We start from the raw sequence: 21,949 nt of genomic DNA, 5'->3' as shown, positions 1-21,949 counted from the left end.
GCTCCGCCGTCCACCACGCACCGGTTCCTCCTCTTCCGTCCGGGGACCGGCCGGAAGGTCACCTCGTGCCGACGGCGGCCCTGACGGCCCGCCGGGCGAGGCCCGCGTCGTCGTGCAGACGGCGCAGCAGCAGGCGCTGCTCCTCGCCGGCCTCGGCCGCGCCCGGACCCACCGGGACGGTGCTGCGCATCGTGCGCTGCACGGCCGTCTCGTAGGTGCGGATCTCGCGGGTGACCACCAGCATCAGGTTGACCAGGAAGGCGTCACGCGCGATCGGTCCGGCGGCCTGCGCCATCTGGCTGATCTGCCGCCGGGTGACCGGGTCGTCGCCCAGGATCATCCAGAGCACCGCCAGGTCGTAGCCGGGCAGGTACCAGCCGGCGTGCTCCCAGTCGACCAGCACCGGGCCGGCCGGGGAGAGCAGGATGTTGGAGAGCAGGGCGTCGCCGTGGTTGAACTGGCCCTGTGCGTGCGCCAGTCCGTGCAGCAGCTTCTGCAGGTCGCCCATGTCCCGGTCGGTGAGCAGTCCCAGCTCGTGATAACGGGACAGCCGTGACGCGTAGTCGACGGGGGCGTCGAAGATCCCGGCCGGCGGACGCCACATGTTGACCCGGGAGATCGCGCTGAGCGCCATCCGCACGTCGGCCCGCGGCGGAGCCTCCGAGGGGTGCCGCTGCAGGGCCGCGACCCGTCCGGGCATGCGCTCCAGCACGAGCGTGCAGCTCTCGGGGTCGGCGGCGATCAGCCGCGGCGCCCTGACCGGAGGCCGGTGCCGTACGAAGGCCCGGTACGCGCCGATCTCGTGCCGGTACCGCTCCACCCAGGCGGGGGAGTGGTCCAGCAGGCACTTGGCGACCGCGGGGGCACGGCCGGAGGTGCCGACCAGCAGCACCGAGCGGCCGCTGCGCCGCAGCATCTGGACCGGCGTGAACTCGGGGCAGATGCGCTGCACCGAGGCGATGGCCGAGCGCAACTGCGCGCCTTGGGGACCGGTCAAGTCGAGCCTCCCGCTGAGCGGGTGGGAGGTTCCCGGCGCGCCCCTGCGCGGAGCGGGCAGCACCGGACGAGGCCGTAGGGCGGTCCCTGTCCCGGTGAAGCCCGGGAGCTGGGTCGGCCGGGGCGGTGCGGACACGGAGGACGATGCTGAATACATATGGGGAGACAGATCCCTTCGTGTGCCAACGAGCTCTTGACGAGGTGGCGGGGCCGGCGCGTGGACGGATCCGGAGCCGGAGTCGGCGTCCGGTCCCGCACCCTGGGGAATGCGGGTCCGGGCCGGCGGTCCGAACTGTCCACGCGCCGTACGCCCCTCGCGTACCAGTACGCACATGTCTCTCGAGTTGTTCAACGCTGATCGGCGTTTTTCGAAAGTTGTTCATATGCGACCGTTCGCGAGCCGGCGGTTGCCGGGCCGGGTGGCGCGTTCCTACCTGACCACCGCATGCGGGTGGCAGACCATCTGGCGCACCCTGGCGAACCATGGCGAATGCTCGCGGCGGCGCTGACCGGCCGTTAGTGTCAACAGTGCCGAGGAACCTGGGGGCTTGGATGGACAAGGAAGCCAACTCACGGCTAGCGGACCTGTTCGCACTCACCGGATGGTCCAAGGGAGAGCTCGCGAGACTCGTCAACCGGCAGGCGGCGGCCATGGGCCACCCGCAGCTGGCGACGGACACCTCGCGGGTGCGCCGCTGGATCGAGACCGGGGAATCCCCCCGCGAACCCGTCCCCACCGTGCTGGCCGCCCTGTTCACCGAGCGTCTCGGCCGTGTCGTAACCATCGAGGATCTCGGGTTCGGCCGGCATCGGCGTACGGGAAGGAAGCAGTCCGTCAGCGCCGACGGACTGCCCTGGCCACCGGAGCGAACAGCCGCGGTCCTCACCGAATTCACGGGAATGGACCTCATGCTCAACCGACGCGGTCTGGTGGGCGCGGGAGCCGCGCTTGCCGCGGGTTCCGCACTCAGCAGCGCCATGTACGACTGGCTGCGCACCGATCCGGCGCTCGCGGCCGACGCCCCCACCACCAACGACCCCTTCGACGCCGACGCCGTCTCCTACGACCGCTACGAGGCGGCCCCGGTCGGCTCCCATGAGATCGAGGCGCTGGAGCGCTCGGTCGAGGTGTTCCGCGCCTGGGACGCCTCCCGCGGCGGCGGACTGCAGCGCAAGGCGGTCGTCGGACAGCTCAACGAGGTGGGCGGCATGCTCGCCTACCACCACCCCGACCACCTCAAGCGCAGGCTCTGGGGCGTGGCCGCCAACCTCGCCGTCCTGGCGGGCTGGATGTCCCACGACGTGGGCCTGGAGCCCACCGCCCAGAAGTACTTCGTCATCGCGGCGCACGCCGCGCGTGAGGGCGGGGACCGGCCCAGGGCCGGCGAGGCGCTCTCCCGCGCCGCCCGGCAGATGGTCCACCTGGGACGGCCGGACGACGCACTGGACCTGATGAAATTGGCGCAGTCCGGCTCCGGGCAGGAGACCCTGCCGCGCACCCGCGCCATGCTGTGCACCATCGAGGCCTGGGCACAGGCCTCCATGGGCCACGGCCAGGCGATGCGCCGCACCCTGGGCAAGGCCGAGGACCTCTTCGCCACCGACCGCGGCGACGTCCCGCCGCCGAGCTGGATGCAGATGTTCGACGAGGCCGATCTGCACGGGATGCAGGCGCTGGCGTACCGCACCCTCGCCGAGTACGAGCCGCTGGCGGCGCGGACGGCGCAGCAGCACGCCAAGCACGCGCTGGAGCTGCGCGGCAAGGGCCGCGACCGGTCCAACATCTTCGACTACATCTCGCTGGCCTCGGCCTGCTTCATCGCCGACGACCCCGAGCAGGCGGACCGCTACGCGCGACTGGCGCTGCTGACCATAAGGCAGAACTCGTCGCTGCGGACCTGGGACCGGCTGCGGGAGATGTACCGGCTGACGGCCCGCTACTCCGACTTCACCAGGATCCAGGACCTGCGTGAGGAGATCGAGATCGCGCTGCCGAGCGGCCCCAAGCGCAGGGGCCCCGCGATCTGAGCGGAGACCCACGCGGAGGACGTGGACATCGATGAGCGGGACCAGCCGACTCGACGCCGAATGAGCCGGCTCTCCCGGATGCCGTCCTGATGTCGACACATCGACATGGGAACACGTCGACCGTGGACCGACAGGGCCGTGGACCAGTGCGCCCGTGGACCTCAGTGGAACTTGGCGATGAGCACGCAGGCGTCGTCCTCGCGCTCGGGGGCGCCGAGTTCCTCCACCACGATGCGCACGCACTCCTGCGGGGTACGGGCCTGGGCGAACCTCGGGCCGAGCTCCAGCAGGCGTCGCACGGCGGTGGCCGAGTCCGAGGCCGCCATGGAACCGGAGCGGCGCGGCAGCAGGCCGTCGGTGTGCAGCACCAGCAGGTCGCCGGGGAGCAACCGCTCGGTGGCCTGGCCGTACTGGGCGCCCGAGGTGGCGCCCAGCAGTACGCCCTCGGGTGCGTCGAGCGGTCGCCCCGTCCCGTCGCGGAACAACAGCGGGGCGGGGTGTCCGGCCTGCGCCCAGACCAAAGAGCGGTCCTCGGGGCGGTAGCGGCAGCACAGGGCGCTGCCCAGGGCGGGCTGCGCGGAGCTGTCCAGCAACTGGTTGAGCCCGCCCAGCAGCGGGGCCGGGTCCAGCCCCGTCATCGCCATGCCGCGCAGCGCGCCGAGCAGCATGGCCATGCCGGAGGTGGCGGAGACCCCGTGCCCGGTGAGGTCGCCCACGGTGAGCAGCGCGGAGCCGTCGGGCAGGTGCAGCGCGTCGTACCAGTCGCCGCCGACGAACGCGCCGGTGGAGGACGGGAGGTAGTGGGCGGCGAGGTCGACCGTGGTGGGGCCGCCGTCCTGCGGGAACCGCAGGGAGCCGCGCCACGGCGGCAGTACGGCCTCCTGCAGCTCGACCGCCAGCCGGCGCTCGGTCTGCGCGATCTGCTGCTCGCGCTGCAACGAGTCACGGGTCTCGCGCAGCGTCCGCTGGCTGCGGCGCAGTTCGCTGACGTCGCGGAGCACCGCCCACATGGAGGCGGTGGCGCCGGCGGCGTCGAGCACCGGCTCGCCCACCATGTGCACCGTACGCACGGCACCGTCCGGGCGGACGATGCGGAACTCGCAGTCGATCGGCCGGGTGTCCACCAGGCAGCCGGTCACGGCCGCGGTGAGGGTCTGCTGGTCCTCGGCGAACAGCCAGGAGGGCAGCTCGTCCAGGGTCAGCGGCCCGTCCTCGCGGGTGCGCCCGAAGATGCGGTAGAGCTCCTCCGACCACTGGACACCGTCCGTGAGCAGGTCCCACTCCGCGCTACCGGCCCGCCCCAGGGCCTGCACGGCGCCGGCGACCGGCGCGGGGACGGGGACCTCCCGGGCGGACCGGCCCGCGTAGGCGGCGCCGCCGGGCTCGGTGCCCGTCTCCGGGTCGCCGAGGGCGGGGATGCCGTCCCGCAGTTGCCCGAGGTGCGCACCCAGGTCGTCGAGCTGGTGGACAGCGAGGTCGCACAGCGCGCGCTGCCAGCGCAGCTGCGGGTCCTCCTCGTCCTCGGCGGCGGCGTCACGACGAACGGCGTCGACCTTGCCGCGCAGCTGGCGGGTCTGGGAGATGAGCGCGTCCACGGTGCCGGGCTCAGGCTTCGCGGTGGCGCGGTCCTCATGCAAATGGGGCGGCATGACGCTCTCCGAACATGTCTCCGAACCGGGCGCCGGCCTCAACGGGGCCGTACGGATGGGCCAGTCACGACTCTTGCACAAGGAGTGATGGCCCGTAAGGGTTTCTGCAATACCCGATCCGGTGGTGCTACCGGCATATGTCAGGAGCCTGGAGGGCCGCCACGCTCGGAGAACTCGGCGGAATGCCTCGGTCCGGGTAAGCTGCGGGACTCCGGCCGCGAGCGTGCCCGCGAGCCGCCCGGGTGCCGCGCAAAGGGTTTGAACCCGGGACGATCTGCGAAGATACCTCGCAGCCGGTAACGGGAAATCCCGTTGCCAACCAACTCCCCGCACCGGATGCTGACCTCATGTTCGACCCCGACATAGCGCCCAGCGGTACCCTTCTCGGCCTCCTCCAGAGAGGACGCGGAGACGGGACCCTGCACGCCCTCGCAGCGCAGCGAGCCGACGCGCTCGCGGCGCTGGAGCAGTGCGTCCTGCGCGACCCCCGCCACGACTGGCGCGTGGAGTCCCGCTCCCTCTATTACGCGCGCCTCTACTCGGAGCTCGAGGGCTCGCTCGACGGGATCGAACAGCACCTCTTCCACCCCGACGACATCATCAGCCCCGACGAGCACCGCTGCGGCCTGGCGCTGTCCGTCCTCGGTCACCTCGCCGGTTACGGCCGCCGGGACGCCGCCCTGCTGCTGCGCCGCTACGCAGCCACCGGCGGCAACTGGGAGTGGGCCCTGGACGAGCTCGCCGTACGTGACGAGGACGGCGCGCTGCGTGCCCTCGGCCCGGCCGTGCTCGCCCGCTTCCCGCTCACCACGGAGGGTGACGCCCAGCTCGCCACCGCGCTCCGCGAGGCGTACGAGCCGCGGCCCTGGCGGTTGTGGGCCGAGGATCCGGACCCCGCCGTCTCCGAACGGGTGCGCAAGGCAGCGGAACAGACCGCCTTCGACCGCTGGCAGCGCCAGATGCGGCCCGCCGGGCCGACCCCGGGCTGGAGCGTGGGCGCCGTCCTCGAATGGGCCCAGGAAGGCCTGGCCGCCCACCCACCGCAGCACCGCGACGCCCCCGCCGCCCGCTGCCTCGCCGCCGTCGCCGGCCCCGAGGACCGCGAGGAGCTCGTCCGGGCGGCCCGCGGCGGTCCCGAGGCGGCCCGCGCGGCCGCACTCCGCCACCTCTCCGACCGCCAGGACCGCGAGGCCCTCGACCTCATCGAGGCCGCCGCCCTCAGCGAGTCCGAGCTCGTCGCCCGCGCCGCCGTCGAGTCCTTCGAGCGGATGCGCAGCATCGCCGCCCTCGCCCGGGCCCGCGCCTGGTCACGCCGTGAGGACGTGCTCGGCGCGACCGCCGCCCGCATGCTCGCCTGCCGCGGCGGCGAACAGGACGCCGACCGCGTCCTCGGCGCCCTGCGCCGCCTCGTCCAGCGCGAGGGCGCCGACGCCGAGGGCCTCGCCGTGCTCGTGGAAGGGGCCGGCCGGCTCTCCATCGAGTGCGCCGCCCCCGTCCTGCGCCACGTCTACCGCGAGACGAGCTCCTCACAGCTGCGCGGCGTCGCCGCCCACGCGCTCGCCCGCACCGACCCCTGCTTCGGCGCCGGCCTCGCCGTCGAGTGCCTGTGGGACTGCGAGGAGACCACCCGCGAACTCGCCGCCCGCACGGCCACCACCTCGGACGTCCGGGTCCTGGCCCGCCTGCGCAGCCTCGCCGCCGATCCCGCGGAGGAGGCCGAGGTCCAGACCGCGGTCCGCGGCCGCCTCAGCTCCGGCGATCCCGCGCGGTAGGCCCCGGCCCCCCGGCCGCGGGTGGGGCCGGACCGGATGGACGGGTGCGACCTGCCGCTGCCGAGTCCGGCCTTCGCCCACGGCATCCCGCCGCGGGCAATCCCGGAGCGGATGGGCGTGGACGGCCGTCCGGCCCTGCTCGGCCAGGACGAACTCGCCGGCGCGTTCGGCGACCTGCTGTACGCCGACGGCGGGTGCGTCGACGGCGCCGGCCGCTCCGGGGAGTGGGCCCGGGCCTGGGAGCACGGCAGTTGGAGCTGCGTCGAGGGCGAGCGGCTGGTCCTCGACGTACCGGCGGGGACGCGGGCGCTGGTGCTGCACGCCGACGACATCAACATGCTGCCGGGCCTCCACCCGGACCACTGCCCCGGCCGCGATCCCCATCGGTTCACCCCCGGACCACGGCCCCCTGGGTCCGCGCGGCCTGTTCCACCGCCTCGCCGAAGGACTCGGCGTCGGCCTCCCGCACGCCGACCCGACCGCCCGCCGGTCCCGTGCTCGTCGCCGAACCCCTGCCCGGACCGGCGACCGGCGCCCGATGCCTCCCGGCGCGGCGTCCGGGGGAGACCGAGGGGCGCCGGCGCGGCCGGAAGGCCCGATCCGGAGCCAACGCTCACGGCACGTTCCCCAAGGTGAAAGATCCACGTGACCCGGACAACGCCCGGGGAGCCGACAACGTCCGTATGCGAGTAGCCATCGTCACAGAGTCCTTCCCACCCGACGTCAACGGAGTGGCCCACTGCGCGCTGCGCACGGCCGAACATCTGGTCCGCAGGGGCCACGAGCCGCTGGTGATCGCGCCGGCCGGCCCGCAGGAGTCCGCGCCGGGGGACGAACCGTGCCCCGTCGTGCGTGTGCCGTCGCTGCCGCTGCCCGGCTACCCGCAGGTCAGGGTGGCGCTCCCCGGCCGCAGGACCGCGGCGACGATCGCCGCGCACCGCGCCGAACTCGTCCACCTGGCCAGCCCGTTCATCCTCGGGGTGCGCGGCATGGCCGCGGCCACCCGCCAGCACATCCCCGCGGTCGCCGTGTACCAGACCGACCTCGCGGGGTACGCCCGCACCTACCTGAGCCGTGGCGAGAGCACCGCGTGGCGCCGCATCCGCGCCGTGCACACGGCCGCCGACCGCACGCTCGCCCCGTCCAGCGCCTCCCAGCGCGACCTGGAGGCGCACGGCGTCCCGCGCGTGCACCTGTGGCCGCGCGGCGTGGACTCCGTGCGCTTCGACGCGGCCCACCGCGACGAGGCGCTGCGCCGTGAACTCGCCCCGAACGGTGAGGTCCTGGTGGGCTACATCGGCCGCCTCGCTCCGGAGAAGCACGTGGAGCTGCTGGCCGGCGCGGGCCGGCTGTCCGGGGTGAAGGTGGTCGTCGTCGGGGACGGCCCGAGCGCCGCCGGGCTGCGCGAGGCGCTGCCGGACGCGGTGTTCCTCGGCCGCCGCACCGGCCACGACCTGGCGCGGATCTACGCCTCCCTCGACGTCTTCGTCCACACCGGGCCGTTCGAGACGTTCTGCCAGACCGTCCAGGAGGCGATGGCCAGCGGGCTGCCCGTGGTCGCCCCCGCCGCCGGCGGTCCGCTCGACCTCGTCGACCACGGCCGCACCGGGCTGCTCGTGCCGCCCGGCGACGTGGACGCCGTCACCGGCGCCGTACGGCTGCTGGCCGGTGCCCCGGCCATGCGCGACCAATTCGGCGCCGAGGGGCGCGCCGACGTGGCCGCGCGCACCTGGGAGGCCGTCGGGGACCTGCTCCTGGAGCACTACGCGCAGGTGCTCGACGCCCGCACGGCGGTGGCGGCATGACCGGCCCGCTGCGCATCGTCAGGCTGGCGAACTTCGTCACGCCCACCTCCGGCGGCCTGCGCACCGCGCTGCGCCACCTCGGCGAGGGCTACCTCGCGGCCGGCCACGACCCGGTCCTGGTCGTCCCCGGCCCGGCCGCCAAGGACGAGACCACCTCCCAGGGCCGGGTCATCACCCTTCCCGGCCCCCTGGTCGCCGGTACCGGCGGCTACCGCGTCCTGACCGGCCGGGCCCGGCTGGAGGCGGTGCTGGACGGCCTCCGCCCCGACCGGCTGGAGGTCTCCGACCGCACGACGCTGCGCTGGACCGGGGAGTGGGCGCGCCGCCGCCGGGTGCCGTCCGTGATGGTGTCCCACGAGAGCGTCGACGGGGTGCTGCGCACCTGGGGTGTGCCCAGCGGCCTCGCCCAGGGCGCCGCCGACCGGCTCAACCGCCGCAGCGCGCACGTGTACTCGCGTATCGTTTGCACGACGGCCTGGGCGGCGGCGGAGTTCGAGCGGATCGGGGCCCGCAACGTCGTACGGGCGCCGCTCGGCGTCGACCTGGAGGCATGCCACCCGGCGCACCACGACCCGGAGTTGCGCGCCCGGTACGCCGGCAACGCCGAGGTGCTGCTGGTGATGTGCTCCCGCCTGTCGCCCGAGAAGCGGCCGGGACGCGCCCTGGAGGCCCTCGCCCACATGCGTCGCCAGGGGGTGGACGCCGTCCTCGTCGTCGCGGGGGACGGGCCGATGCGCGCCCGCCTGGAGGCCCGGGCCCGGGAGGCCCGGCTGCCGGTCACCTTCGTCGGGCACGTCCCCGTCCGTCGCGCCCTGTCCGCCCTCCAGGCCACCGCCGACGTGGTCCTGGCCCCGGGCCCGGTGGAGACGTTCGGCCTGTCCGCCCTGGAGGCCCTCGCCTGCGGTACCCCGGTCGTCGCCAGCGCGCTGTCCGCGCTGCCCGACATCCTCGGCCCGGCCGGTGCCGCCGCCACCGACGACGGCCCGGCCTTCGCCGACGCCGTCGGCCACCTGCTGGCCCGCCCGGAGCCCATGCGCCGCGCCATCGCCCGCGCCCAGGCCGAGCGCTACGGCTGGCCGACCGCCGTGAACGCCTTCCTCGCCGCCCACGACGCCGCGCCCCGGCTCACCGTCCCGGAGGTCACGCCATGACGACGGGCACGCAGACGCCCACCGTCCCCGGACGTGCCAGACCCGCGGCCCACGCGCCCACCGTCGCGGTACCCGTCCAGGCCCAGGTCACCGCCCGGATGCCCGCCCCTGCTCCCGTCCCCGCCCCGGCCACCACCCCGGCGTCGGTCCAGGCCACCACCGTGTCCGCCGGCACAAAGGAGATACGTTTCGCCGCCCTCGGCGACTCGCTCACCGAGGGCCTCGGCGACCCCGTCGCCGGCGGATGGCGCGGCTGGGCGCCGCTCCTGGCGCACGGGCTGTCCGCCGAACCCTCGGCCGTGCGCCTGCTCAACTGCTCCCGCAGCGGCGCCCTCACCAAGGACGTCGTCGAGGAGCAGCTGCCGCGCGCCCTGGACCACCGGCCGCACCTGGCCTCCGTGGTGATCGGCGCCAATGACACGCTCCGCGGCAGCTTCGACATCGAGACCGTCGCCCGCCGCCTGGACACCGTCCTGGCCCAACTGCGCGCCGAAGGCGCCGAGGTGCTCACCGCCTGCCTGCCCGACCCCGGCCGCATGCTGGGGCTGCCGTGGCCGCTCGCCCGCCCGCTGGGCCGCCGGATGGCCGCGCTGAACCAGGTCGTGCACGTGCTGTCCGAGCGGTACGAGGCCGTGCACCTGCACGCCGCCCGCCATGCGTGGGCGACCGACCGCGCCTCGTGGAGCGCGGACCGGCTGCACCCCAGCGAACTCGGCCACCGGCTGCTGGCCCGGGAGTTCCACGACCTCCTGGTCTCGCGCGGCCTGTCGGACGGCGAACCGCCGTCCACGACCCCCGGCGGCCCGGGACCGGGCGCCGCGGCGAGCGTCTGGTGGATGGCGACCAAGGGTACCCGCTGGGTCGCCGACCGCTGCACCGATCTGCTGCCCGATCTGCTGCGGCTCGCCGGCCGGGAGGCCCGGCACCGGCTGGCCGGCACCGACGGGCTGCTGGACCTGCGCTCCCGCGACGCCACCGCCGGTGCGCTGGCCCGCCTGGAAGGGACGTCCCTGGGACAATGAGGGGGTGACCGGACGCTGGGAGTTCTGGATCGACCGGGGCGGCACCTTCACCGACGTCGTCGCCAGACGGCCGGACGGCGGCCTGGAGACGTGCAAGCTGCTCTCCCACGACCCCGGGCGCTACCGGGACGCCCCCGTCGAGGGCATCCGGCGCATGCTGGGCCTGGACCCGGGCGAACCCGTGCCCGCCGACCGGATCTCCGCCGTCAAGATGGGTACCACGGTCGCCACCAACGCCCTCCTGGAACGCAAGGGGGAGCCGACCGTCCTCGTCGTCACCGAGGGCTTCCGTGACGCGCTGCGCATCGCGTACCAGAACCGGCCGCGGCTCTTCGACCGCCGGATCGTCCTCCCCGAGGCGCTCTACGAGCGCGTCATCGAGGTCCCCGAACGCATCGGCGCGCACGGCGAGGTCGTCCGCCCCCTCGACCCGGCCGCCACCGCAGCTGCCCTGCGTCAGGCGCGCCGGGACGGCCTGACGAGCGTCGCCGTCGTCCTGCTGCACGGCTACCGCCATCCCGCCCACGAGCAGGCCGTCGCGCGGGCGGCCCGCGAGGCCGGGTTCGACCAGATCAGCTGCTCCCACGAGGTGAGCCCGCTGATCAAGCTGGTCCCGCGCGGCGACACCACCGTGGTGGACGCCTACCTGTCGCCGATCCTGCGCCGTTACGTGGACGAGGTGGCCGCCGAACTGCGCGGCGTCCGGCTGATGTTCATGCAGTCCAACGGCGGGCTCCGCGAGGCCGGTCACTTCCGCGGCAAGGACGCCGTGCTGTCCGGCCCGGCCGGGGGAGTGGTCGGCATGGCCCGTACGTCCCGGCAGGCCGGGTTCGACCGGGTCGTCGGCTTCGACATGGGCGGAACCTCCACCGACGTCTCCCACTGGGCGGGCGAGCTGGAACGCGTCCTCGGCACCCAGGTGGCGGGCGTACGGATGCGGGCGCCCATGATGGACATCCACACGGTGGCGGCGGGCGGCGGCTCCGTCCTCCACTTCGACGGGCAGCGCTACCGCGTCGGCCCCGACTCCGCAGGTGCCGACCCGGGCCCCGCCTGCTACCGCCGCGGCGGCCCGCTGACCGTGACCGACGCCAATGTGATGCTCGGCCGTGTCCAGGCGGCGCACTTCCCGGCCGTGTTCGGCCCGGACGGCGACCAGCCGCTGGACACCGAGGCCGTCCGCGCGGGCTTCGCGCGGCTCGCCGAGGAGTCCGGGGCCGCGACCGGCGACCGCCGCACCCCGGAGGAGGTCGCCGCGGGCTTCCTGGAGATCGCCGTCCTGAACATGGCCAACGCCGTCAAGAAGATCTCCGTGCAGCGCGGCCACGACATCACGCGCTACGCCCTCACCAGCTTCGGCGGAGCCGGCGGCCAGCACGCCTGCGCGGTCGCCGACGCCCTGTCCGTCGACACGGTCGTCGTGCCCCCGCTGGCCGGTGTGCTGTCCGCGTACGGGATCGGCCTGGCCGACGCCACCGCCATGCGCGAGCGCTCCGTGGAGACCGGACTCGGCGAGGACGGGCTGCCCGCGCTGCGCAAGGCCCGCGACGAGCTCGACGGCCTGGCCCGCGCGCAACTGCGCGAGGACGGGGTGCCCGACGACACCGTCGAGACCGTCACCCGCGTCCACGTCCGCTACGCGGGCACCGACGCGGCGCTCCCGGTGCCGATGGGCACGGTCGACGCCATGCGCGAGGCGTTCACCGCCGACCACCGCGCCCGGTACGCCTTCACCATGGACAAGCCCCTGGTCGTCGAGGCGGTCTCGGTCGAGGCCGTCGGCTCCGCGGGCCCGCCCGGACGGCACCACGTGGAGCCGCCGGCCCGCGAGGGCCCCCTGCGACCGGCCGCCGAGGTGTCGCTGTACACGGAGGGCCGGCGGCAGGGCAGCCCCCTGTTCCGCCGGGACGCAATGCGCCCGGGCGACACCGTGGACGGGCCCGCCGTGATCGCCGAGGCCGACGCGACGACCGTCGTCGACCCCGGCTGGCGGGCCGCGGTGGGCGAGCACGGCCACCTCCTGCTGACCCGGGTGCGGCCGCGGCCCGGCCGGGTGGCGGTCGGCACCGAGGTCGACCCGGTGATGCTGGAGATCTTCAACAACCTCTTCATGTCGATCGCCGAGCAGATGGGGGTGCGCCTGGAGAACACCGCCCACTCCGTCAACATCAAGGAACGCCTGGACTTCTCCTGCGCCCTGTTCGACCCCGAGGGCAACCTGATCGCCAACGCCCCCCACATCCCCGTCCACCTCGGCTCCATGGGCGAGTCCATCAAGGAGGTGCTGCGCCGGAACGAGGGCACCATGCGCCCGGGCGACGCCTACGCCGTCAACGACCCGTACCACGGGGGCACCCACCTGCCCGACGTCACCGTCGTCACCCCCGTCTTCGACGACGAGGGCCGGTCCCCGCTCTTCCTCGTCGCCTCACGCGGCCACCACGCCGAGATCGGCGGCCTCACCCCCGGCTCCATGCCCGCCTTCAGCCGCACCGTGCACGAGGAGGGCGTCCTCTTCGACAACTGGCTCCTGGTGCGCGACGGCCGCCTGCGCGAGGAGGAGACCCGCGCCCTGCTGGCGGACGCCCCGTACCCCTCGCGCGACCCGGACACCAACATCGCCGACCTGCGCGCCCAGATCGCCGCGAACGAGAAGGGCATCGCCGAGCTGCGGCGCATGACCGCGCAGTTCGGCCTCGACGTCGTGCACGCCTACATGCGGCACGTGCAGGACAACGCCGAGGAGTCCGTGCGGCGCATCGTCGCCGGCCTGGACGACGGCGACTGCGCGTACGAGACCGACAACGGCGCGGTCGTCCGCGTCGCCGTCCGCGTCGACCGCGCGACCCGCTCCGCCGTCCTGGACTTCACCGGCACCGCGCCGCAGCAGGAGGGCAACTTCAACGCGCCGCGGTCCGTGGTCATGGCCGCCGTGCTCTACGTCTTCCGCACCCTCGTCGCCGACGACATCCCGCTCAACAGCGGCTGCCTGAAGCCGCTGGACGTCCGCGTCCCCGAGGGCTCGATGCTGGCCCCGGAATACCCCGCGGCCACCGTCGCCGGCAACGTGGAGACCTCCCAGGCCGTCACGGGGGCCCTGTACGCCGCGCTCGGCGTGCAGGCCGAGGGCTCCGGCACGATGAACAACGTCACCTTCGGCAACGACCGGGTGCAGTACTACGAGACCGTCGCCAGCGGTTCCGGGGCGGGCGAGGGCTTCGACGGCGCCGACGCCGTACAGACCCACATGACCAACTCCCGGCTCACCGACCCCGAGATCCTCGAGTGGCGCTACCCCGTCCGCGTCGAGGGCTTCGCCCTGCGCGACGGCAGCGGTGGCGACGGCCGGTGGCACGGGGGCCGCGGGGCCGTCCGCCGCATCCGCTTCCTGGAACCCATGACGGTCGCCCTGCTCTCCGGCCACCGGCGGGTCGCCCCGTACGGCCTGGCCGGCGGCGGGCCCGGCGCCCTGGGCGAGAACCGGATCGAGCGCGCCGACGGCTCCGTCACCCCGCTCGGCGGCGTCGACTCCGCCGACGTCGGGCCCGGTGACGTCCTGGTCGTCGCGACGCCCGGCGGGGGCGGCTACGGGGCCGCAGGCGGCTGAGGGGGCCCGGGCGCGGGGCCGCCCGGACCGTGCCGTTTGGGATGATGTCGGTCCGAGCGCCTAGTCTGTGCGTCGTGACCACGACCGTTCCGCACCAGCTCAGCGGCGGTGTCCGGCCCGCGCCGGGGCCGGCCGCGGACGAGGGCCTGGCCCGCCGGCTCAAGGCCCTGGCCTGCACCGCGCCGCTGCACGACCTCGACGTGCGCAAGGCCAACCTCGCGGGCGAGTACTCGGTGTACGCGATGGCGGAGGTGGCCCTGGCCGTCATCGACCTGGTCACGCTCAACATGGACTTCGACACCGGTGCCGACCACGACCAGATAATCTCCCGTCTGCTGCCGCGCATCGCCGCCCAGGCCCCCGGCCGTCCCGCCGCCGAGCACGAGCGGGTGGGCCGCTGGGTCCTGGAGAACCTGATCAACGTCGGCAGCGTCGACCGCGGCTTCCGCGCCGTCTACGGCACCTTCGGCCCCGACGGGGCGTACGTCCGCCGTGACTACGACTTCAAGCTGATCGAGGAGGTACCGGGCCGCGACGGCACCGTCTACCTGCGCACCACCGACGAGGCCGTCAACGTGCTCGTCGGTGCCCTCGACACCGACGTGACCAGCGCCCAGATCGCCGCCGAGGTCAAGCTCGAGGTGCTGATCAACCGGGGCCGCCTCGCCGACGCCCAGCTCGCCGCGGAACAGGCCCGCTACCGCACGGTGCAGTACGCCGAGACGCTGCGCCGCGCCCTGGACGCCACCCGCCGCAACGTCCGGGCGGTCGACTGGATCCGCACCGTCCCCGACATGATCGACGAGGCGCTCGACCACGTCGCCGACCGCTACCGGCACGAGAACGCCATCCTGACCAACATCCGCAAGGCCAGGGACGAGTCGGAGGACCCGGAGCACAAGCGCCGTGCCGCCGAGCTCGTCGACATCGTCAAGGACTGCATCCGCCGCCACACCCAGCTGCAGTCCCGGCTGCTGGAGGCCGGGCCGATCTTCCGCGCCGAGCAGGACCGGCAGGCCTTCGCCGCACCGCGCGGCGGCGCCCTCGTCGGCATGCTCGACCTGTACGGGCAGCTGGTCGCGCCGGTCCTGCCGCTCCCGGTGGAGCAGGCCACCCGGGTCACCGACGCCTGGTTCGCCCGCGGCACGGGCCTGCGCACCCCCGCCTCGGTACGCGTCACGGACCTCGTGGACGCCCTGCTCACCCCGCCGCTGGAGCGCGAGCACCTCGGTGCCGAGATGCCCGAGCCCGACCTCGTCGCCACGCCGGACGACAGCCGGTTCAGCGAGGAGCAGCTCGAGACCGCCCTGGAACTCCTCGACCTGCCGCACGACGCCCCCCGCCGGCTCTCCGGGCTGCTCGCCGAGGCCCGCCGCCTCGATCCCGAACTGCCCTACCTGGTGGCCCTGCTGGCGGTACACGCCGCCAGCCCGCCGGTCGGCACCGCCTACCGCCAGGGCGAGGAGCGGCTGCTGTTCGCCGTGGACGACGGCACCGGGCTGGACGACCCCGAGTTCGGCGGCGCCGACCTGATCGTGGGCACGGCCCGGCTGGACGCCGCCGGGATGGCCGCCGAGCGGTCCGAGGTGGCGTGACGATGAGCGAACCGACCATCCGTACCGAGGAGACGACCCCGTGAGCGACCACCGCGACGGCGAGAGCACGCAGCCGCCCGCAGCGGCCCCCGTCCCGGCGGCCGTCACGCCGGGCGACGCCGCGGACGCCGCCCGTCTCGTCTCCTTCGGTCTCCAGCCGAAGCTGCTGCCCGGGCGCGACGTCGAGTACGCCGAGCTGATCCGGCGCTACCGCGAGGACCCGCTGTTCTCGCGCCTGGCCGACGCCGTGGCCGCCGGGCTCGGCCTGGTCGTGCTGGAGGTCTCGCCCCGGGCCGGCATGGCGCTGGCCGCCGGCGAGGACTCGGTCTTCGCCGTCCGCATGGGCGACTACTCACGCCGCGCCGCGTCCGACGCGGGCGACCGCTTCCTGCACGGCCTCGCCCACCTCGCCGCCGCCGCCATGGCCTTCCCCCGCCCGGAGGACCTCGCCGACGACGCGTACATCGGCCGGGTCACCGTCAACGGCATCGACGGCTTCCTGCGCCAGGCCTGCCGCAGGCTGGAGGAACGGGCCGAGGAGCAGGGCGAGAACACCGACCCGGCCAGCGACGCCCCCGGCCTGGAGGCCGCCTGGCGGGTCTACGTGCGCCGCAGCTCCACCGGCGCCACCAAGGACGCCCGGCGCCTGGCGGGCTCCACCACCGGCATCGTCGGCAAGGCCGTCTCCTTCCTCGTCGACTCGGGGTTCCTGCAGCGCACGGGTGACGAGTCGGGCGGCACCTACCGCACCACCGCCCGCTACCAGCTCCAGGTGCGCGACATGGCGGGCAGCGCCGCCATGGCCGAGCTCCTCGACCTCGGGATCGTGCCCCGGGCCGGTGACTCGGCGGCCCTGATGCCGGCCGCGGACGGCGACGACCTCGACCTCGTCACCGGAGCCGGCCTGCCCTTCCACTCCTGAAGCGGCGCCCCGCCCCCGCACCCGCCTCCCGGATCCTGCCGATCCACCCGAACCCGCCGACCACAGACCACCACGAGAGCCCCCCATGTACGAGCTGTCCCGGGTCCGCCTCTACTCCATCGGGCCCGCCGGTGCGCGCTACGCCGACACCGTGCTGGACCTGCGCGGAGTCGGCGAGCCCGTGCCGCACCCCGCCCCCGCCCAGGCGGAGTTCTTCGAGGACGAGCCGACCGGCCCGCCGCGCCGTCCGGCACCGGCGGGGGTGCTGTTCCTGGAGAACGGCGGCGGCAAGTCCGTCCTGCTCAAGCTGATCTTCTCGGTCATGCTGCCCGGTCACCGCAACACCCTGGGCGGCGCCAGCTCCGGAGTGCTCCGCAAGTTCCTGCTGGCCGACGACTGCGGCCACGTCGCCCTGGAGTGGCAGCACACGGTCACCGGCGAGCTGGTCGTCGTCGGCAAGGTCAGCGAGTGGCGCGGACGCCAGGTCTCCTCCGACCCGCGCAAGTTCGCCGAGGCCTGGTACTCCTTCCGGCCCGGTCCGGGGCTCAGCCTGGACTCGCTGCCCGTCGCCGAGTCCACCGCGGTGCGGACGCCCGTCGAGGGCGCCTCGGGTGCCCGCGGGCGCCGCCGCACCATGAAGGGCTTCCGCGACGCCGTGACCGACGCCGCACGCTACTACCCGCACCTGGAAGTGGTGTGGGAGGAGATCCACGACCGGTGGAACGAGCACCTGGGCGAGCTCGGTCTGGACCCCGAACTCTTCCGCTACCAGCGGGAGATGAACGCCGACGAGGGCGAGGCGGCCGGCCTGTTCGCGGTGAAGAAGGACTCCGACTTCACCGACCTCCTGCTGCGCGCGGTCACCGACACCCGGGACACCGACGGCCTCGCCGACCTCGTGCACGGCTTCGCGGGCAAGCTGGGCCGCCGGGCCGAACTCACCGCGGAACGCGACTTCACGGCGGGCTCCCTCGAACTGCTCGGCCGCATCGTCGACACCACCGCCGCCCGCGACCAGGCACGCGGCGTCCACGCCCAGTCCGAGCGCCGCAGCCGCGCCCTGGCCCGCAGGCTGTCCGCGCGCGCCCGCGAGGAGCGGGGCCGCGCCGCCGAGCTGGCACAGGAGACGGCCCGTGCCGCGCACACCGTCACCGACGCCGAGGCCGCCCGCGGCCGCAGCGCCCTGGTCGCCGCCGAACTCGCCTACCGGCACGCCTCGCTGGCCCTGGCGTCCGGCGAGAAGAGCGCCACCGCGCTGCGCCGCGAACTCAACGACGCCCGGACGCTGCAGTCCGCCTGGCAGGCCGCGGAGATCGTGCTGCGGCACCGGGCCGCAGCCGACCGCATGACCCGGGTCACCACCGCCATCCGCGAGGCGGAACGGGACGCCGCGCCCGCACTCGCTGCCCGTGCGAAGGCCGCGGGCGATCTCGTCCGCGTGCTGCGGGCCGCCGCGGACACCGCCGACGAGCGGGCGGACGCGGAGGAGGAGCGGTCCGCGGGTCTCCAGGCGCAGTCCGAGGCGGCGCACCGCGACGCCACCGCCGCCGCGACGGAGGCACAGCGCGCGCGCAGCGAGTCCGGGCACCTGGTGCAGCGGCTGGCGGAGGTCGAGCAGGAGACCGCCGAGGCGGTCCGGACGGGCTGGCTGGACGACTCCGCCCCCGACGCCGACCCGGCCCGCGCCGCCCTGGAGGCCTCGGACGCGGAGAAGGCCGCCGCGACCGCCGCGGAGGCCGCGCGTGACGCCGCCCGCCGGGCCGGCGACCGGGCCCGCGAGGCCGCCGCCGCCGACGCGCGCGCCGAACTGTCCGCCGCCCGCGCGGCGGACGCCCTCGCCGCGGCCGAGGCCGCCCACTCCGCCGAGTCACGCGTCGCGGACGCCCTCGCGGCCGAGCCGCGCCTGGCCGAACTGCTCAGCCTGCCGCCCGCGGGGGCCCCCGGCACCGTCCCGGCGGCCGGCACCGCGGGGGACACCGCCGCGGACCGCGGCCCCGCCGCCATCCCCGCGCAGACCTCCGCGGCCCGGCGCACTGCGCCCGGGGCCGGACGGCGTCCCGCCGAGCAGGGCCCGCTGACCGCGGCCGAACTCGACACCTTCGCGGAGCCGCTGCAGGAGATGCTGGACGGCGCGGTGGCCTCCGCCGAGCGGCAGTTGTTCGACCTGCGCACCGCCGCCGCCGACGACGCCCGCATCCTGGCCGCGCTCGGCGACGGCGGGCTGCTGCCGCCGGGCCCCGACGTCCTCGCCACCGTCGAGTACCTGGGCGAGCACGGCATCCCCGCGCTCCCCGGCTGGCGGTACCTGGCCCAGGCCGTCGACCCGGCCGACCACGCCGCCGTGCTCGCCGCGCGCCCGGAACTGGTGGACGGCGTGATCGTCACCGACCCCCAGAGCTACCTGCGGGCCCGCGAGGTGCTGGCGCAGGCGGCCCTGCTGCCGCGGTCGACCGTCACGGTCGGCACAGCGGCGGCGCTGCTCGCCCCGCCGCCCCCGGCGGGCACCGAGCCCGAGCTCTTCCTCGTCCCGCCCAACCCGGCCATGCACGACGAACTGGCCGCCGACGGCGAGCGCCAGGCGTTGCGCGGCCGCGCGACCGCCCGCGAGGAGGACATCCGCGGCCTCGCCGCCCGCCTGGCCGAGGACCGCACGATGGCCGCCCGCCTCTCCTCGTGGCGTGCGGGCTGCCCGAGCGGCCGGCTTGCCGAACTCGCCGCAGCCGTGGAGACCGCCCGGGAGACCGCGGGGGCCGCCCGCGAGGAGCTCGCCGAGGCACGCTCCGTGCGGGTGGAGGCCGACGAGGCCGCCGCCGAGGCGACCGCCCTGCGCGACGAGCGCCAGGAGGTGGCGCAGCAGGCCCGGCGGGCCGCCGACGCGCTCGCCGGTCTCGCCTTCCGGCTGCGGGAGCGGGCCAACTGGCAGCGCAGGACGCGCGAGCTGGCCGAGGACGCCGTCGAGGCCGAGACGCGCGCCGAGGCCTGCCTGACCCTGGCGCGCGCCGCCGACGAGGACCGCCGTGCCGCCCAGCGCGCCGCGGACGACGCGCGGCGTACCGCGCGCGTGCTCCGCGCCGAGCGCTCGGAGATCACCGGCGCCCCCGACGAGGCCCTGGAGGACGAGGACGGCGCCGGGCAGCCGGCCGGCTCGCTGCCCGCCCTGCGCGAGGCCTACCGCGCGGCCTCCCAGGTGTACGAGAAGGTGGGCGTCGGCGCCGACCTGCGGGCCGAACAGGCCCGCGCCGAGAGCACCGAGCAGTCCGCGCTCGCCGAACTGGAGCGCCTCACCAACAAGGTGCGCACCCGCGCCGCGCAGCTGCTGGAGGGCCCGGACGGCGCCGACGGCCCGTCGCGGCAGGCCGCGGCCGCCCGCGCGGAACAGCTGGTGGCCACCCTGGACTCCCGCGCCGCCGCCGCGAGCGAGCAGCTCGGCCGGCTGCGCGGCGAGGCCGAGCGGCACGCCCCGGCGGACGGCGGGACGCACACCGAGCTCCCCGGGGAACTGCTGCCCCGCGACGCCGAGCACGCCCAGGAGCTGCTGCGCGGTGCCAACGGCGAACTGGCCACCCGCACCGATGCGCTGGCCCACGCCCGGGACGGCCACGGCGACCTGGTGCGCGCGCACCGCGCCGCCGAGGACGCCGCGAGCGGCTTCGACGAACTCGCCGCACTGCTGCGGGACCTGCTCCGCGACGGCGACCGGCAGTCCGAGGACGGCGAGGAGGAGCCGGAGCCGTACTCCGGCTCCCTGGAGGAGGCCAGGACCGCCGTCGCCGAGACCCGCCGCGGCCTGCGCGGCTGTGCCGCCGACCTGTCGGCGGCCGAGTCGCAGTTGCGCGAGGCCTGCGACGTCCTCGTACGGCACGCCAACGCCGCCCGCTACGAGCAGGTGCGCACCCCGGCCCGCCAGCAGATCCGCGAACTGCCCGCGTCCGCACTCCCCGAGCACGCGGCGGCCTGGCACGCCGCCTTCGAGCCGCGGCTGCGCGTCCTGACCGACGAGCTGGAACAGCTGGAGCGCAACCGCGACAGCATCGTGGACCGGCTGCGCGGCATGGTGGAGTCCTCGCTGACCACCTTGCGGTCGGCGCAGCGGCTGTCCCGCCTGCCGGAGGGGCTGGGGGAGTGGTCGGGGCAGGAGTTCCTGCGGATCCGCTTCGACGACCCGGACCACGCGGCGCTCGACGAGCGGCTCGGCGCCGTGATCGACGAGGCGACCCGGGCGGCCGTCCGCAAGAACTCCGACCTGCGCCGGGACGGCATGTCGCTGCTGCTGCGCGGGGTCGCGGCCGCCCTCGAACCCAGGGGGGTGGCCGTCGAGATCCTCAAGCCGGACGCCGTGCTGCGCGCCGAGCGCGTCCCCGTCGGGCAGATGGGAGACGTCTTCTCCGGCGGCCAGCTGCTCACCGCGGCCATCGCCCTGTACTGCACGATGGCCGCGCTGCGCAGCAACGACCGCGGCAGGGACCGGCACCGGCACGCGGGCACGCTCTTCCTCGACAACCCGATCGGCCGCGCCAACGCCACCTATCTGCTGGAGCTGCAGCGCGCGGTCGCCGACGCGCTGGGCGTCCAGCTGATCTACACCACGGGTCTGTTCGACACCACGGCGCTCGCCGAGTTCCCGCTGGTCGTACGGCTGCGCAATGACGCGGACCTGCGCGCGGGCCTGAAGTACATCAGCGTCGAGGAGCACCTGCGGCCCGGACTGCCCGCGACGGACCCGGAGTCCGAGCCGGTGCACGGCGAGATCACGGCGACGCGGATGTTCCGCCGCCCGGCGGACCAGCCGGCCCCGCAGGGCGGCTGACCTCCGGGCGGCCCGTCCCGAAGGCCGTCCGGGCCCACGGGAGGGTGCGCCTCCCTCAGGCGGTACGCGCGCCGGTACCGGGCAGTTGCCGGCGCCGTGCGGCGGCGCGGGCCCCGGCCCGGGCCCGGCGCCGTTCCCGTCGGCGCTCGCGGCGCAGCCTGCGGGCCGCGCTGCTCGGGCTGGACACCACGCCGTTGCGCTGGTTCCAGACCTGGCGGGTGATCCACACGTCCAGCACCGCCCAGGTGGCGACGACGGTGAAGGCTATGGCGGTGAGCATCGCCGGCGCCGCTAGCCAGGACTCACCGGCCGCCCCCAGCATGGCGATCACCGCGGCGATCAGGGTCAGTGCGACGACGAGCACGGCCCGCACGGCCGCCCGGCGCACCGGGTCGGGCATGCGTGGCCGCCCGACGGGCTCATCGACCCACAACGGCCGCCGGGTCTTCCGCGGCGGAATGTCGCGATCCAGTGCGTCCTCGACGAGGTCGTCCATGAAATCTGCTCCCCTGCGGGATACCGGTGATGCGGTGCCGGATCCCCGATGTCCGACTCCAGAGTGGCTGCCCGGTTTCCGCCGATGAATGCCCTCCGC

12 protein-coding genes are annotated in these 21,949 nt (G+C 75.1%); 9 read left to right on the top strand and 3 right to left on the bottom strand.

What is annotated here, in order from left to right; genetic code table 11:
- Positions 1-58: 58 nt before the first annotated feature.
- Entirely contained in the window at positions 59-1,153 is a 1,095-nt protein-coding gene (locus tag ABZ312_RS21750; RefSeq protein WP_500324259.1) for an aminoglycoside phosphotransferase family protein, read from the bottom strand.
- A gap of 395 nt (positions 1,154-1,548) precedes the next feature.
- Between ABZ312_RS21750 and ABZ312_RS21745 the strand changes: the two genes are divergently transcribed.
- Positions 1,549-3,024 (top strand): DNA-binding protein NsdB, encoded by a 1,476-nt coding sequence (locus tag ABZ312_RS21745; RefSeq protein WP_500324258.1) that lies wholly within the window; start codon positions 1,549-1,551, stop codon positions 3,022-3,024.
- A gap of 161 nt (positions 3,025-3,185) precedes the next feature.
- Here the strand turns inward: ABZ312_RS21745 and ABZ312_RS21740 are convergent, their stop codons facing one another.
- Positions 3,186-4,673 (bottom strand): PP2C family protein-serine/threonine phosphatase, encoded by a 1,488-nt coding sequence (locus ABZ312_RS21740; protein ID WP_500324257.1) that lies wholly within the window; start codon positions 4,671-4,673, stop codon positions 3,186-3,188.
- 347 nt (positions 4,674-5,020) lie between these two features.
- Between ABZ312_RS21740 and ABZ312_RS21735 the strand changes: the two genes are divergently transcribed.
- The 8 genes from ABZ312_RS21735 (at position 5,021) to ABZ312_RS21700 (ending at position 21,354) form a co-directional block, all read left to right on the top strand.
- Positions 5,021-6,445: a HEAT repeat domain-containing protein gene (locus tag ABZ312_RS21735; RefSeq protein ID WP_500438523.1), complete on the top strand. Its 1,425-nt coding sequence runs from the start codon at positions 5,021-5,023 to the stop codon at positions 6,443-6,445.
- Positions 6,446-7,128: 683 nt separating this feature from the next.
- Complete coding sequence (locus ABZ312_RS21730) at positions 7,129-8,250, top strand: glycosyltransferase family 4 protein (protein WP_500324255.1); 1,122 nt, start codon at positions 7,129-7,131, stop codon at positions 8,248-8,250.
- Positions 8,247-9,401 (top strand): glycosyltransferase, encoded by a 1,155-nt coding sequence (locus ABZ312_RS21725; protein ID WP_500324254.1) that lies wholly within the window; start codon positions 8,247-8,249, stop codon positions 9,399-9,401. Before ABZ312_RS21730 ends, ABZ312_RS21725 begins: the two co-directional genes overlap by 4 nt.
- The gene (locus tag ABZ312_RS21720; protein ID WP_500324253.1) at positions 9,398-10,423 is read left to right on the top strand and encodes an SGNH/GDSL hydrolase family protein; all 1,026 of its coding nucleotides are present in this window, start codon (positions 9,398-9,400) and stop codon (positions 10,421-10,423) included. The genes ABZ312_RS21725 and ABZ312_RS21720 overlap by 4 nt, the downstream gene beginning before the upstream one ends.
- A 4-nt stretch (positions 10,424-10,427) precedes the next feature.
- The gene (locus ABZ312_RS21715; RefSeq protein ID WP_500324252.1) at positions 10,428-14,030 is read left to right on the top strand and encodes a hydantoinase B/oxoprolinase family protein; all 3,603 of its coding nucleotides are present in this window, start codon (positions 10,428-10,430) and stop codon (positions 14,028-14,030) included.
- 44 nt (positions 14,031-14,074) lie between these two features.
- Complete coding sequence (locus ABZ312_RS21710) at positions 14,075-15,625, top strand: hypothetical protein (RefSeq protein WP_500324483.1); 1,551 nt, start codon at positions 14,075-14,077, stop codon at positions 15,623-15,625.
- Positions 15,626-15,665: 40 nt separating this feature from the next.
- Positions 15,666-16,547: a hypothetical protein gene (locus ABZ312_RS21705; RefSeq protein ID WP_500438521.1), complete on the top strand. Its 882-nt coding sequence runs from the start codon at positions 15,666-15,668 to the stop codon at positions 16,545-16,547.
- 85 nt (positions 16,548-16,632) lie between these two features.
- Complete coding sequence (locus tag ABZ312_RS21700; RefSeq protein ID WP_500438519.1) at positions 16,633-21,354, top strand: hypothetical protein; 4,722 nt, start codon at positions 16,633-16,635, stop codon at positions 21,352-21,354.
- 55 nt (positions 21,355-21,409) lie between these two features.
- On the opposite strand, the gene ABZ312_RS21695 is transcribed toward ABZ312_RS21700, so the two are convergent.
- Complete coding sequence (locus ABZ312_RS21695; RefSeq protein ID WP_500332192.1) at positions 21,410-21,850, bottom strand: hypothetical protein; 441 nt, start codon at positions 21,848-21,850, stop codon at positions 21,410-21,412.
- Between the last annotated feature and the right edge of the window lie 99 nt (positions 21,851-21,949).

It is taken from the genome of Streptomyces sp. NPDC006207 (assembly GCF_040613835.1).
Lineage (GTDB): Bacteria > Actinomycetota > Actinomycetes > Streptomycetales > Streptomycetaceae > Actinacidiphila.
This window is presented reverse-complemented; position numbering and strand designations above follow the sequence as displayed.